Source organism: Hyalangium gracile (assembly GCF_020103725.1).
GTDB lineage: Bacteria > Myxococcota > Myxococcia > Myxococcales > Myxococcaceae > Hyalangium > Hyalangium gracile.
On the sequence record NZ_JAHXBG010000001.1, the window covers coordinates 204,334 to 217,830 of the forward strand.

The 13,497-nt window shown below is 67.0% G+C and carries 11 protein-coding genes; 7 read left to right on the plus strand and 4 right to left on the minus strand.

The annotated features are described in order from the left end of the window. Positions 1-9: 9 nt before the first annotated feature. The 4 genes from KY572_RS00935 to KY572_RS00950 all read left to right on the plus strand — a co-directional run bounded on the left by KY572_RS00935 (position 10) and on the right by KY572_RS00950 (position 6,436). The gene (locus KY572_RS00935; RefSeq protein ID WP_224240222.1) at positions 10-798 is read left to right on the plus strand and encodes a hypothetical protein; all 789 of its coding nucleotides are present in this window, start codon (positions 10-12) and stop codon (positions 796-798) included. Between the two features lie 162 nt (positions 799-960). Then, on the plus strand, positions 961-2,367 hold the full coding sequence (locus KY572_RS00940; RefSeq protein ID WP_224240223.1) for a S8 family peptidase: 1,407 nt from the start codon (positions 961-963) through the stop codon (positions 2,365-2,367). A 19-nt stretch (positions 2,368-2,386) separates the two neighbouring features. Next, a complete protein-coding gene (locus tag KY572_RS00945) occupies positions 2,387-4,990 on the plus strand; it encodes an RCC1 domain-containing protein (protein ID WP_224240224.1) in 2,604 nt (867 codons plus the stop codon). A 93-nt stretch (positions 4,991-5,083) separates the two neighbouring features. Further along, entirely contained in the window at positions 5,084-6,436 is a 1,353-nt protein-coding gene (locus tag KY572_RS00950) for a sigma 54-interacting transcriptional regulator (RefSeq protein ID WP_407659861.1), read from the plus strand. Between the two features lie 243 nt (positions 6,437-6,679). Here the strand turns inward: KY572_RS00950 and KY572_RS00955 are convergent, their stop codons facing one another. After that, on the minus strand, positions 6,680-7,099 hold the full coding sequence (locus tag KY572_RS00955; protein ID WP_224240225.1) for a hypothetical protein: 420 nt from the start codon (positions 7,097-7,099) through the stop codon (positions 6,680-6,682). Positions 7,100-8,197: 1,098 nt separating this feature from the next. Here KY572_RS00955 and sitA6 point away from each other — a divergent pair. Next, entirely contained in the window at positions 8,198-8,866 is a 669-nt protein-coding gene (gene sitA6, locus KY572_RS00960) for a SitA6 family polymorphic toxin lipoprotein (protein ID WP_224240226.1), read from the plus strand. 20 nt (positions 8,867-8,886) lie between these two features. Further along, on the plus strand, positions 8,887-9,606 hold the full coding sequence (gene sitI6, locus KY572_RS00965; RefSeq protein ID WP_224240227.1) for a SitI6 family double-CXXCG motif immunity protein: 720 nt from the start codon (positions 8,887-8,889) through the stop codon (positions 9,604-9,606). Positions 9,607-9,681: 75 nt separating this feature from the next. Here sitI6 and KY572_RS00970 read toward each other — a convergent pair whose 3' ends face one another. Continuing rightward, entirely contained in the window at positions 9,682-11,235 is a 1,554-nt protein-coding gene (locus KY572_RS00970; protein ID WP_224240228.1) for an endonuclease/exonuclease/phosphatase family protein, read from the minus strand. A gap of 387 nt (positions 11,236-11,622) precedes the next feature. On the opposite strand from KY572_RS00970, the gene KY572_RS00975 reads away from it, so the two are divergent. After that, positions 11,623-12,729: a ferrichrome ABC transporter substrate-binding protein gene (locus KY572_RS00975; protein ID WP_224240229.1), complete on the plus strand. Its 1,107-nt coding sequence runs from the start codon at positions 11,623-11,625 to the stop codon at positions 12,727-12,729. On the opposite strand, the gene KY572_RS00980 is transcribed toward KY572_RS00975, so the two are convergent. After that, entirely contained in the window at positions 12,723-12,863 is a 141-nt protein-coding gene (locus tag KY572_RS00980; protein ID WP_224240230.1) for a cytochrome P450, read from the minus strand. The genes KY572_RS00975 and KY572_RS00980 overlap by 7 nt on opposite strands. A gap of 85 nt (positions 12,864-12,948) precedes the next feature. Then, positions 12,949-13,491, minus strand: a complete 543-nt coding sequence (locus KY572_RS00985) for a DinB family protein (protein ID WP_224240231.1) — start codon at positions 13,489-13,491, stop codon at positions 12,949-12,951. Positions 13,492-13,497 lie beyond the last annotated feature (6 nt).

Consider the following 13,497-nt stretch of genomic DNA (forward strand, 5'->3'; position numbering starts at 1 on the left):
CGAAAGCCCATGAAGATCACCCGATCTCTGTTCGTCATCGTGGGGCTCGTGACGCTGGCGTTCATCGTCGCGGCACAGGACGGCTCGGAAGACGGCGCTCCCGCGCCAACGGCCCCGCTGAAGGTGGCACTCCCCGCGCCGGCCCCGGCTCGCGACACGACGCCGCGGCGGCCCCTCCCGCCCTCCCCTCCCGCCCTGCTCGCGGCGCCCGAGGAAGTCCCGGGCGAGGAAGGAGCGCACGGCCCGTTCACCACCACGACCGACCTGCTGAAGGCGCGGATCTTCAAGGCGGCGCCGGAGCTGGCGCGCTTCGACTACTTCCGCGAGCACGTCCTGCTCGATTCCCATGCACGCAAGGACTACGAGGCGCTGCTCGCCGACACGCGGATGTACGAGCAGCTGCGCCGGACGCTGGCCTCTCCGACGGAGACCGAGCCGTCGCTGGAGTCCAGCATCGAGCGCCTGATGCGGATCGACTTCCTGCGCGAGGCGCTGGCCTGGAGGCAGAACCCCGCCCGCGAGCAGCTGCTGGCCACCGTCGAAGGCCTCCTCCTGGAGGACTCCTTCCAGCCGGGGCTGTCGCTGCACACCCGGCGCTCCATGGCCGCGACCCGGATGGAGCTCTACGAGCTCTTCGCGGACCAGGAGCCCGAGCGAGCCCGCGCCCTCGTCGAGACCGCGAAGGGAACCTCGCTCGAGAAGCTGATTCAGCACATCGCCGCACGCAACCAGCGCCGGCTCGTGAAGGAGCAGGAGCTGAGCCTTCAAGCCCAGGCGCGTCGGGCCCCCACGCCCTGAGCCGCCACGCCACCCAAAGGATTGAAAGAGGAGAACCGATGCGAAGCATGAAGCGCTGGAGCAGGTGGATCACCGCGTGTCTCATCCTGGTCTCGATGGGAGCGCTCGCCGCGCCCCCCCCGGCCGCCGGAGCAGGGCAAGCTGCTGCGGGCCTCGAGGCCCGTGAGGGGCGAGTACCTCGTCGTCCTCAAGGAGAAGCCCGCGCGGGGGCTGATGAGCATCGCGGCGCGGGCCAGCGAGGTGGCCAGGCCGTATGGCGTGCGAGTCCTCAACACCCACGAGATCGCCTTCCGAGGCTTCCTCGTCTCCGCCAGCGAGGAGCAGGCTCGGGCGCTGGCCGAGGATCCTCAGGTGGACCACGTCCAGGAGAACGGCATCATCCAGGTGGCGGGCCTCCAGACGCCGGCGCCCTGGAACCTGGACCGGCTCGATCAGGAGATGCTGCCGCTGAGCAACAGCTACGCGGCCGAGGACGCGGCGGGCGTCCACGTCTACGTCATCGACACCGGCATCCGGGCTACCCACGCGGAGTTCGAGGGGCGCGTCCAGATGGCGTTCAACAGCATCGCCAACGAGCCCGGAGATGACTTCACCGGACATGGCACCGCCGTCGCGGCGATCATTGGAGGCAAGAACTCGGGCGTCGCCAAGAAGGTCCTCCTGAAGTCGGTGAAGGCGTTCAACCAGTTTGGTGAGGCGTCGCTCGAGGAGATCGTGAAGGCCATGGAGTGGGTGAAGACCAACGCCGCCACACCGGCCGTGGTCAACCTGAGCTTCACCGCCGGGTCGGTGGTTCCCCTGCTCGATGCGGCCATGGACGCCCTGGTGTCCAATCCCGGGCTCGTGGTGGTGGTGGCGGCGGGCAACAGTGGAACCAACGCCTGCTTCTGCTCGCCGGCCGGCCTCCAGCAGGATGAGAGCCACCCCTCGCGGGAGCGCATCCTCACGGTGGGCGCGATCGACCAGGCGCATGCGCGCTGGAGCAACGGCTTCATTGGCTCCAACTTCGGACCGTGCCTGGACCTGTGGGCTCCCGGCGCGAACATCGTCTCGGCGGGCATCGCCGGTGACACGGCCACGACGATGCGCGACGGGACCTCGTTCGCCACGCCTCACGTGAGCGGCGTGGCGGCCATCCTTCTGTCCCAGGGCATCGCCCCCGCCGATGTGCCTGCTCGCCTGATCGCCGATGCGAGCGTGGGACAGGTGCAGTTGGACCCCTTCGAGCCGGGCTCCCCCAACCTGCTGCTGTACAAGCGCCCCCGGGCCACGCCCCTCGTCAACGGCGTGGCCACCACCGTGTCGGACGACACCGGCGGCCAGAAGAACTTCAAGCTGGAGGTCCCCGCCGGCCGAGCCTCGGTGGTCTTCAACATCTCCGGGGGCACGGGAGACGCGGACCTCTACGTCCGCTACGGCCAGCTGCCCGAGACGTACGCCTACCAGTGCCGGCCCCTGCGCAAGGGCAACTACGAGACGTGCACCCTGCCCAACCCGGCCCCGGGGACCTGGTTCGTCCAGCTCCGCGCCTACTCCACCTACACCACCACGCTGAAGGGCCAGTACTGAGGCCGCGAAGAGGACCATCATGCTCGAGAGAAAACTGAGGATTTCGAAGGTGTTGTCGGCCCTGGCCACGGTGCTGCTGGCGGCGTGTGGCGCTCCTCCCGACGAGGGAGGCTTCCTCCCGGAGCAGACGCTGGCGACCCAGGAGTCGGCGCAGTGCTCGGGGGTAGCCATCGGCGAGCTCACGCTGGACGGGGTGAGCTCCTACGAGGGGGAGCTGGCCGGAGCGGGAACCTGGACGGCCATCAACGGCGCCAACGGCGCGCGCATCAAGTACTTCGTCGACGGCACGCTGTACATGACCGAGGATCGCCCGGGACCGTCGGGTGAGTGGTTCTTCAGCCAGGCCGGCATCAGCTGCGGGTTGCACAGCTTCGAGGTGAAGGCCTACCCGAGAATCCTCGACAGCAATGGCGTCGACGCCACCTGCGACAACCTGCCCACGACGCTGTTCCGCAACGTCGTCCAGTTCTGCCCCAGCCTGAGCCTGGGCGGCTACCACTCGCTGGAGGTGAAGGCCGACGGCACCGTGTGGGGCTCGGGCTACAACCACTACGGTCAGCTCGGCAATGGCGAGCGGACCCAGCGCAATGCACCGGTGCGCGTGAGGGGCTTGAGCTCCGTCATCTCCGTGTCCGCTGGGGACTGGCACTCGGCGGCGGTGACGGCGGATGGGAGCGTGTGGACCTGGGGCTCCAATGCGCAAGGCCAGCTCGGGGATGGCACCAGCCACCTGCGCGCGGTGCCCAGGCAGGTGCCCGGCCTCACCGACGTCGTCGCGGTGACGACGTTCTCCACTCGAACGGTGGCGCTGAAGGCGGATGGAACCGTGTGGGCCTGGGGCTCCAATACGTACGGCCAGCTCGGGGATGGGACCACCACGAACCGTCCGATGCCCGTGCAGATACCGAGCCTCACGGGTGTCTCCGGCATCGCCGCGGGCTACCACCACACGGTGGCGGTGAAGAAGGACGGGAGCGTCTGGAGCTGGGGAAACAACTCCAGCGGGCAGCTGGGCGACGGAACCACCCTTCAGCGACTGGCGCCCGTGCAGGTGACGGGCATCAGCGAAGCCCGCGCTGTCACCGCGGGCTACTACCACACGGTCATCCTGAAGAGGGATGGCACCGTGTGGGGTTGGGGCAGCAACAGCAACGGCGAGCTGGGAAATGGCACCACCACCCACAGCACCTTCCCGGTGCAGGCGATGAACCTCACCCAGGTCGTCGAGCTCGCGACCGGTGGTTTCCACTCCCTGGCCAAACGGCAGGATGGCACCTTGTACTCCTGGGGCTACAACATCAACGGGCAGCTGGGCATCGGGAACATGACGAACAGCACCGCGCCGATGCAGGTGCCAGGGATGACCGGCGTCAAGATGATCGGCGCTGGAGGCAGCCACTCGATGGCCCAGAAGCGCCCGATCATCGTGACGAGCCCTCACACCCTGTATGCCTGGGGCTACAACTTCTACGGCCAGCTGGGAGATGGGACCTCGACGCAGCGCCTCTCTCCCTCGGCCGTCATGCTCACCGGCATCATCACGACGGCGGGTGGCTATGGGCACTCGGTGGCGGTGGGGAAGGGCGGAGCGATGTGGACGTGGGGCTACAACGGCCTGGGCGGGCTCGGCAACGGGACGACCACCAACAGCTCCACGCCCGCGCAGGTGGCGGGCGTGAGCGGCGTCATCGACGTGGCCTCGGGCACCTACCACTCGCTGGCGCTGAAGGCGGACGGCACCGTGTCCTCCTGGGGCTACAACTACTACGGCCAGCTGGGCGACGGGACGGCCAACAACGGACTCTCACCGCAGAGCGTGCCGGGGCTGGACGGCGTCGTCTCGGTCGCCGCGGGCGGCCACCACTCGGTGGCGCTGAAGGCGGACGGCACCGTGTGGGCCTGGGGCTTCAATGCGTACGGTCAGCTCGGTGATGGGACGCTCACCTCGCGCTCCCTGCCGGTGCAGGTCCCCGGCTTGAGCAACGTCGTCTCCATCGCCACCGGCGACTACCACACGGTGGCGCTGAAGGCGGACGGCACCGTGTGGGGCTGGGGCTACGGCTACTACGGGCAGCTGGGCAACGGGACGACCGTCAATCGCCCGTCGCCCGTGCAGCTCTCCGGGCTCAGCAATATCGTCTCGGTCGCCGCGGGCAGCTACCACACGATGGCGCTGACGGCGAGCGGCACGGTCCTGGCCCTGGGCTACAACAGCACTGGCCAGCTCGGCGATGGGACGACCGCCAACCGCCTGTCTCCCGTGCAGGTCTCCGGACTGAGCAATGTCATCGCGCTCGCCGCGGGCAGCTCCTTCACGACGGCCTTGAAGCGGGATGGAACCGTGTGGGCCTGGGGCTCCAATGGATACGGCCAGCTGGGCGATGGGACGACCGTCCAGCGCACCACGCCGACGCAGACGCTCTTCAGCTCCGTCGTGGATCTCTCCGTGGGCGCCTACTACACGATGGCGCTGAGCAAGGACGCCCTCGTCCGAGCCTGCGGCCACAACTCGTATGGCCAGCTCGGCGACGGAACGACCATGAACCGGTCGACCCTCGGGCAGGTCACGAACCTGCCGGGCAATGGTTCGATCGTCGTCGTGCCGCCTGGTGACCTGGGATGAGCCGTCCCTGAATCCAGTGGACGTGAGTCTTTCTCGCTGGAGTGGAGGGTGTTCTCTCGGCTTGACCTGGAGTGATACCTTCCCGTTCCACCTGTGGTTCCGGATCCGGAGGACACGCGCCTGGCATCGCTGGTCAGCACGACTCCGGATCCGGAGGTCCATCAGCCCACGCTCCGAAGAAAGCTCGTCTTCCTGTCGGGGAGCGACGCGGGCCGCAGCGTCTCGCTCCAGCTCCAGAGCTACCGGCTGGGGACGGATCCGGCGTGTGACATCGTCCTGAAGGACCGGAAGGTGTCTCGGCAGCACCTGTCGCTGGAGGTCCGCGAGGATCGGGTGCTGGCGAGGGACCTGGGCTCTCGCAACGGCTCGTTCTGCGAGCGCATGCGCTTCACCGAGCTGGAGGTGCGGCTGGGCGCCATCCTGCGGCTCGGCGACACCGAGCTGAAGATCGTCCCGGAGGACTCGCGGGAGATCGTCATCCCGCTCTCCTCGGACACGCGGTTCGGCGGGCTGGTGGGGGGCAGCCGGAGGATGCGCGAGGTCTTCACCCTGCTGCAGCGGCTGGCCGCGGGGGATGCGGACGTGCTCATCCAAGGAGAGACGGGCACGGGCAAGGAGCTGTGCGCGGAGGGCATCCACACGGCGAGCCCCCGGAACAAGGGGCCGTTCAGCATCGTGGACCTGGCGGGGATTGCTCCCTCGCTGGTGGAGTCCGAGCTGTTCGGCCACGTGAAGGGAGCGTTCACGGGAGCCCAGGCCGACCGGGCCGGAGCCTTCGAGCGGGCGGACGGAGGCACCGTCTTCCTGGACGAGGTGGGCGATCTCCCGCTGGAGCTCCAGCCGCGCCTGCTGCGAGTGCTCGAGCGGCGGCAGGTGAAGCGGGTGGGAGCCAACGACTACCGCACGGTGAACGTGCGGGTGGTGGCGGCCACGCACCGGGACCTGGAGGCCGCCGTGAAGGAGGGACGGTTCCGGGAGGACCTGTTCCACCGGTTGGCGGTGCTGCACGTGACACTGCCGCCGCTGCGCGAGCGGCCCGAGGACATCCCGCTGCTGGTGGACACGATGCTGGAGCGGATGAGCAAGCCGCCGAGCGCGCTGTCGGAGCAGACGCGGGCGCTGCTGACGCAGTACCCGTGGCCCGGCAACGTGCGCGAGCTGCGCAACGTGGTGCAGCGGGTGGTGAACCTGGGAGAGCAGGCGCTGCCGGAGATGTCGCCCACGGGGACGCCCGTGCCACTTCCGCCCGGGCCCGAGCTGGATCTGCCCTTCAAGGAAGCCAAGGAGCGCCTCATCGAGGGCTTCGAGCGCGACTATTTGAAGAACCTGCTGGAGCGCTGCGAGGGCAACATCTCGCGGGCGGCGCGCGAGTCGGGCATCGCCCGCATCTACGTGCGCAAGCTGCTCAAGAAGCACGGGCTGCACGGACACGAGAAGCCGGAGTAGGCGAGGACGCGGGTTCGATTCCCGCCGCCTCCATCCCGAGAAGCCCAGCAATTTTATTCCGCGCGCGATACGCACGGACACCAAGCGGGCTCAGCGTGGTGGGGCCGCTCAACGGCAGCAGACATGGTCGAGGCTCGCTTGCTGGCCCCACTGGAGTGTGCGTGCGTCCAGGCTCGCCTGCTGGGCCCGTCGAGCCCTCGCGCGTCGGACACTGGCCGCTGGGCCCGTGGCGTCGAGCACGCTCTAGTTCGGCGGTGTGATGCCTGCTGCTGCCGCTACCGCGCGCGCGTGGGCTATGCCCTGCAACCCTTCTCTACGTAGGTAGTGACTCTTGCGGATGCGCTTGAGCATCCCCTCGACTTCCTCAAGCATGGCGAACGCCTGCCGGGCTCGCTCTGGGAAACGGGGCAATGATTGGACGAAGAGGCACGCCACATGAATCCGGTGGGTCATGTCCGCGTAGCCGAGCCGTTGAATCCGGCGCAAGAGTGCGCCGAATTCGTCCCAGCCAGCCCTACTCGCGTATGCCTCCGTGATGAGCTCTTGCAGGGTAATCCGCTGGATGTGGCGGCGTTCAGCGGGACTCTTCGCCTCCCGCATCAGTCCTTCCGCCTGCTCGAGCACCGCGCGCTTGTGCTCCGCGTAAGGCACCTTGGCCTTCATCAGCTTGATTGAGAGATCATCGCGCCGCTTCGCTACGCTCTGCCACCAATCTGCACGCGTGCTCCGCACACTCACCCCCCGGGGCAAGGATGCCCGTTGAACTCTGCTGGCCATTGGCCCGTGCGCCTACAGATGCGCGAACAAGATTGGCACAGGCTCTCCCCGTATACACGGGGCTCCTTCATCCCCGCGAAATAGTCCGTACACCTGACGTAGTGCTCTGTACAGCGCTCGCGCCACTTCTCGTATTCCTCCGGGGTGGGGTTGGGCGGAATGAACGGCTCCGGGCTTCTCTTGGGGGCGGGTTGGTTCTTGGGGTTGGGCTTTCGACTCGCCGAGGGCTCCTGCTTATTGGATGCCTCGGGCCTCGCGCGCTCACGGGATGCCCTCCGCTCGTATGCATCCAACCCCTCTTTGATGGCAACTGCCACCACCACGGTCCCAATAACAATCACTGCTCCAGTTACGACTGCCGGCGACGCAAAGATGCAGAGCGCTACGCTCATGGGCACGGCAGCCGCAGCCGCAGGCGCAGAGGCGACAGCGCATTTCCCTGTGACATCACGAAATCTGACCCTGTCGTGCTCGAGCGCGTGAAAGCATCTCTCCGCCAGGAACAGCCATTCGTTAGAAGCTTCGCGCACCACGCAATGCCCGTCGTCCGTCCAGGGGTACTGCGCTGCTCGCTGAAGGTTGGCGAATCTCGGACTCGGGTCCTCCTCTTCCCCGAAGCTCGGATCCGTCGTGGCGCAGGCCGAGAGCAGGAGCAGGAGTGTGCAGCAAGTTCGGAAACGCATGGCCACGTCCTTTCATGCAAGCGAGGTGCTGCGAGTCAAGGCTGCGGGGGCTTCCGCTAGCCGCGACGCTGAGAAACGACCCGCGTATCTACCGACTCTTGCTGAAGCTGAAAGCCAAGCGCTTCGAGATCGAAGTGGCTCACTGGGTATAGGCCTCCACGGGGGCCCTGTCTGCGGGTTCGATTCCCGCCGCCTCCGTCCCCATGATGCCCGGAGATGAGCAGGTGGCGAACCTTCCCCTCCCGGCATGAGCAATATAGCGTCGGCGCCCCTGCGGGTGGGCTCCCGGAAGAAGGGGAACATGAGGCTCCACGCATTCTGGCTGCTGCTGTGCACACTCCTCTCTGCCTGCGCCACAGGCCCGGCGCCACGTCATGACGAAGAGCCGTCAGAGGAGTCGGTGTCCTCCTTCGAGGAGGGCTGTGAGCGAGACACCTCCGTCGTCCTGCTGTGCTCGGAGAGTGACTGTGGCTTCTTCTATTGCCGCGACCTCGATCTGGAGCCGGGTGGCCTGCAACTCACGCGTGGCGGGGGCGGTTTCTTTGCACCACCGGCCGCGCCGGGTGGGCGGCCTCACCGCTGGTGGAGCCGTTCCTGGCTGCGCCGCAATGCGAACCCCATCCTCACCTTCCGCCTCCACCCTTCACAGGCCCCCAAGCCGCCGCTCGCGCAGCTCCCTCCTGGCCGCTATGTCCGCCACCACATCTTTCCGCGAGCATCCGATCTGGCCTCATGGTTCAGAGAGCGAGGGGTGGACATTCACGGCTTCTCCCTGGTGATTCCGGAGCACGTGCACCACCGTATCCACAGCGGTGGCCCCAGAGGTGGACTCTGGAACGCAGCATGGAGGCAATTCAAGGATGCCAACCCTCATGCGAGTCCGCCGGAGATCTACTGGCATGCGGGAGAGCTGATCCATCGCTTCGAGCTGATCGGCCCCGTCGTCCCCTACTACAAGCGGCGCCTCTGAGACAAAACGAGGGCGGAAGCATGAAGAGGTTCTATTGGATCCGGGAGGACGAGACGTCAGGACATACGGGAGATCTCCATGCCACATACCCATGGGGGCTCCCCGGTGTCCGGTGCCCTACCTGCGGTGTGACATGGAGCGCTGGTGTCGAAGCCTACCCCAGTGTGGATCTATCGGGGCTGCCGAATCACCACGAGTACGAGGAGCCCAGGCCCGAACCCTTTGAGGAGTTCGCGCGCCTTCGCGAGTTGGTGCGTCCCCTGGTGCCTCCAGGTACGCCGTTGGAGCCAGGCACCAAGTTCGGTCCCTTGACGGGGACGGCCAGCGGTAGCTTCGGGCAGTTCTTCCTCCAAAACCCCTGGACGCTCTACCTGCGCGCGGAGACTCTGGCCGCGCTCCAGAGAGAAGGCGTCCAAGGATTGAAGGGTTGTCCCACCCGGTTGCGTTTCCGGAAGAAGCACCCGCCAGAGCTGCTGGAGTTGGAGATCCACCCGCACGGCCGGCTTCATCCGGAATGCCTCCCAACCGATGCGCCCTCCACCTGCGCGATGTGCGGCCGGATCCCCTTCCGGCGTCCGGACAGCCTCGCTCTGGATGTCGCGACGCTGCCGGCCCATACGGACCTGTTCCGGCTGGTGGATTTTCCGACGGTGATCCTGTGCACCGAGCGCTTTGCGGAGGCCGCGAGGCACCTGGAGCAACAAGACCTCCTTCTCCGGGAACTCCCTCTCAAGGGATGAACCCCCGACTCTCCAGAATGGCGTGCGCCCCTCGCTTCCACTCCGTATCTCCCGGGACCACGTTTCCACCGGGGATCAGTAGGTGAACTGTCCCGTGACGGCGAAGTGATCGGACAGGTCCGCGAACTTGAACCCGGTGTCACGAATCGGGAACACATACCAACTGAAGGAGGCGGGATCCGCGTAGTCGTGGCCCGTCGTGGGAGCGCTCATCGGCTGCACCCAGTCGATCGTCTCCATGCTGCCGTTGTTATGATAGAAGTCGAGCCGTGAGTCGCGGCTGTAGGGGTAGTACTGCGTCCCCGTTTGATGTCCGTAGCTCTCGAGCGGGAAGGTGCCGGTGTACTGAACGTTCACGCCCAGCCCCGTGAACTCCCCCGTCTTCCCGTTCGAGTTCAGGTCCCCTGCAAGAATGACGCGGGCCCCATCCGGAATCTCCGAGGTGGTGTTCAGATAGCTCGCCATCTCCGCCAACTGCTCCTTGCACACGGAGATGTTGGATGAGGTGTGCGTCGCCACGAGGTAGTAGTCCTGCGAGGCCCCGCCAGAGCTCTTGGTGACCTTGACGGCGATGAAACCCTTCTCCTCATCGCTGTTCCGCTCTGCGTAGGTCCGGTTCTCGATCATGGTCAGGGGGTACTTGCTCAAGATCACCACCCCTCCTGTCTCTTCCTCGTTTCCGTTGACCGCGATTCCACTGACGAACTGGCTGATGTACGGGAACGCGCCGTTGGCGCCTGCGTACTTGCTGTCTCCGTTCGGGCTGCTGCCGGTGCCGCTCTTGGAGTTCGCGTAGCTGTCGTTCTCAATGTGGTCGTCACCGGTCGAGGTCCTGTTTCCCGTCCACAGATACGCGGCGAGCTCCAGGCCGTCGAAGCAGTCCGCTTCGCGCAGGTTCATCTCCTGGAGGACCAGCACGTCCGTGTCGAGCTGCTCGAGCACCGTGGCCAGGCTCTCGCTGCGGTCACAGCGCTCCGGCTTGCTCCCGGTGCCGAGGAACGTGTTGTAGCTCGTCACCGTGAGTGTGTGGATGTTGCTCGCGTCACGCGTGGGGCCTCGCTCCGAGAAGGAGTTCGTGCCAATCGTGACGTAGACGCCTGACTCCTTGTAGCTGTCGCGGCCAAAGAGGTTCACGACGACCGGCACACCGCAGAAGCTCAGGAGCTTGTCGACGCCCGTGGAGCTGAACGCGCCACCGTTCGCGGAGAGGCTTCCATCTCCACTGATCTGGATCTCGTGGGTGGTCGCGCATCCGTTCCTCGCCAGCATGAAGCGCCACTTGTCACCGCTCTTCAGGCAGTTGGCCGTGTCATCGACGTTGAGCACCTCCACCATGTCACCCGCACTCACCGCCACGTTCGCCGTGCCACTCGTGTAGTGGTAGTCCGTGCCCGAGGTGGTGCACCCCGAGGTCGAAGCGATCTGGCTGATCGCCTGGATCGTGAAGTCCGAGGTGCTGTTATTGCGGAAGAAGGAAGCGTGCCCGTGGTCCGGAATCCAAGCATCCACTGCCCAGGCGCTCGCAGGCAGCAGGCAGAGGAGCGCGAAGAAGAAAGCGGTGGCCCGGAGACGCGCGCTGGCCGTGCTGGGCATGGGGACGCTGCTCTTCCTCGCTGTGCTCTGCTGCATGACGCACCTCTTCTGGGGATGGGGTGGAAGCCTCCCGCTCCTCTCGGAGCCGGGATGCCCTCCCTCAGAGCAAGGGGTGTGCCGCTGGGGCCGTCACGTCATGACGCCGCGCAAACGGGCCTCTGGTTCCTGTTTCGCGCGGAATCCGCATGCCGACCTGCGGAACCCGCACGTTTCATCGAGAGAGAAGCCCAGGTCCCGCTTCCAGGATGAACGCGGGAGCGTCCAGGCTGGATGCAGGCTCGCATAGGGGACCTTGCCAGGTGAGCCCCACGTCCTCGAGCAGCACCCACCGCTCCCGCCGCTCCCCACCTCGCTGTCTGGATTCAGGAACTCAGGCCTCGTTGCGCTTCATCTTTCAGGGCTTGTCGAGGCATGCTTGCCACCGTGTCGAGACGCTCCCGGCTCACCTTCACGCTGCTGGCCTCCGTGCTCCTGCACGCCGTGGTCTTCGGCCTGCTGCTGCGGGTGCAGCCCGCGGCTCCTGTGCTGAGGGCAGCGTCGCCGGGCGCCGTGGAGGTGGAGCTCGTCCATCCACCTGCCGAGCCGATCGCCCCGCCTGTCCCCGAACCCGCAGTGCAGCCGCCCGCTCGCATGAGCGCCCAGCCCTCGCGCAGGGCACAGCGTCAGATGCCGCCGCCACCCCATGCCCAACCGCGTGAGGAGGTGGCCGTCCCCGAGAGCGCTCCACCGGCCAGCGCGGCGGCGCAGGCCCCCGAGGAGCCTGCAAGGCCCCGGAGCGATAGCCTCAGGGCCGAAGATGTCCCACGCGCCGCGCCCCCGCTGACACTGCTGCCCAGGAACTTCCCGGGCGGAGTGCCAGTCGAGGAGCCGCCATCCCGAGGACGAACCATTCGCAACCTGCCAGGAGAGGCACCGGATCCGCGGGCCGTGGCGGAGTACCAGGCGGAGGAGGCGAAGGCGCGGGTGGAGGGGTGGGTCTCGGACACGCTCGCGGAGGCACGGGCGAGCCGGGGCGCGACCACTCCGTACTTCCGCCATCTGCAGGTCACCATCGCCCAGGAGCTGGTGGATCCCCCGCCGCTGAACATGGAGCAGTTCGGCGAGAAGATGAAGCGTCAGCAGGTCGAGGCCGTCCAGCGCTTCGGCAAGACGGGGAGCCCCGTGGTCGCCCCCGAGAAGCGTGAGCATCGCCTCGAGCAGCGGAACCGGCTGCAGGCGGCGGTCGAGGCGGGGCGCGCGACGAACATGTACATGGTGGATGTCACCGCTCCCGTGCTCGCGCTCGCGGCGGTGGTCGAGGTCTGGCAGGAGCCCGACGGCAAGCTCCGCGAGCTCAAGGTGATCGAGAGCTCGGGCGATCCGACCTTCGATGCCTGGGCGGTCTCCCGGCTGAGCAAGGCCCTCGCCAGGACTGGCGAAGCGCCTGACGCGGGAGTGGGAATCCGCGACGAGGGCATCCGCAGCCGCTGGCGGTTCGAGGAGTATCTCGGCAATCCCCGGGTGCGGATCCACCTGATCGGCGTCTACTGATCCGGACCCTCGCTGAAGAACACCGGCTCCTCTCGCCGCGAGCGTGCCAGGAACGGGTGAGGATCCTCGTGCTGGGGAGACTCGAACGGGTGGTACTCGGAGCCGAGTCCCAGAGGAGTGTTGGTGCTGGACATATGTGCGCTCACCTTCCTGGCGGCTCGAAGCCGCGCCGTTGCTCACCGAGCACGGGCTGACACGCGGTTGGAAGACGACCCGTCGTCACGCCGGGCGGGCGCGTGCCGCTTCCGCCTTGCCCATGAGCCACTGCAGGCCCGCCAGGTGCTGCTGGTCGTGGCTGCAGAGGTAGTGGATCAACCCGCGCACCGTCACCGGGCCGTAGCCCTCGAACGAGCCGACCCGAGCCAGCTGCGCGTCGCTCAACGGCCGGAGCAGCTCCATCGTCGCTCGGCGAGCCTCGCGGAACGCGGCCAGGACGGCCGAGGGCTCCGCGGCGGCATAGTTGCGCTCCTTCACCAGCGCATAGGTGTCCAGCGAGGCCAGCACCGGCTCGGTCTCCTTCAACAGCCGGCGGAAGCGCACGTGGTAGCCGTCGACTTCGATGTCGCGCACGTGGCAGAGCTGCTCCAGCGCCGTCAGGTTCTCGCTGGGGCACCCCTCCCACGAATCGGGGGCCCAGCGCGTCAGCTCGCGCGGGAACGCGCGGTAGAACTCCTCCAGCTGCGAGGGGAATGCCTCCAGGGCGGAGAGGGTCATGGCAATCATGATCGTTCCAGGCTCCAGCGCGGCGTCGTCGCGGCCCATGCTACC

Bases quoted from the DNA above. Each gene is read 5' to 3' on its own strand.
- KY572_RS00945 (WP_224240224.1), top strand. From the start codon at position 2,387: ATGCTCGAGAGAAAACTGAGGATTTCGAAGGTGTTGTCGGCCCTGGCC.
- sitI6 (WP_224240227.1), top strand. From the start codon at position 8,887: ATGAAGAGGTTCTATTGGATCCGGGAGGACGAGACGTCAGGACATACG.
- KY572_RS00980 (WP_224240230.1), bottom strand. From the start codon at position 12,863: ATGTCCAGCACCAACACTCCTCTGGGACTCGGCTCCGAGTACCACCCG.
- KY572_RS00970 (WP_224240228.1), bottom strand. From the start codon at position 11,235: ATGCAGCAGAGCACAGCGAGGAAGAGCAGCGTCCCCATGCCCAGCACG.
- KY572_RS00935 (WP_224240222.1), top strand. From the start codon at position 10: ATGAAGATCACCCGATCTCTGTTCGTCATCGTGGGGCTCGTGACGCTG.
- sitA6 (WP_224240226.1), top strand. From the start codon at position 8,198: ATGAGGCTCCACGCATTCTGGCTGCTGCTGTGCACACTCCTCTCTGCC.
- KY572_RS00955 (WP_224240225.1), bottom strand. From the start codon at position 7,099: ATGAAGGCCAAGGTGCCTTACGCGGAGCACAAGCGCGCGGTGCTCGAG.
- KY572_RS00985 (WP_224240231.1), bottom strand. From the start codon at position 13,491: ATGGGCCGCGACGACGCCGCGCTGGAGCCTGGAACGATCATGATTGCC.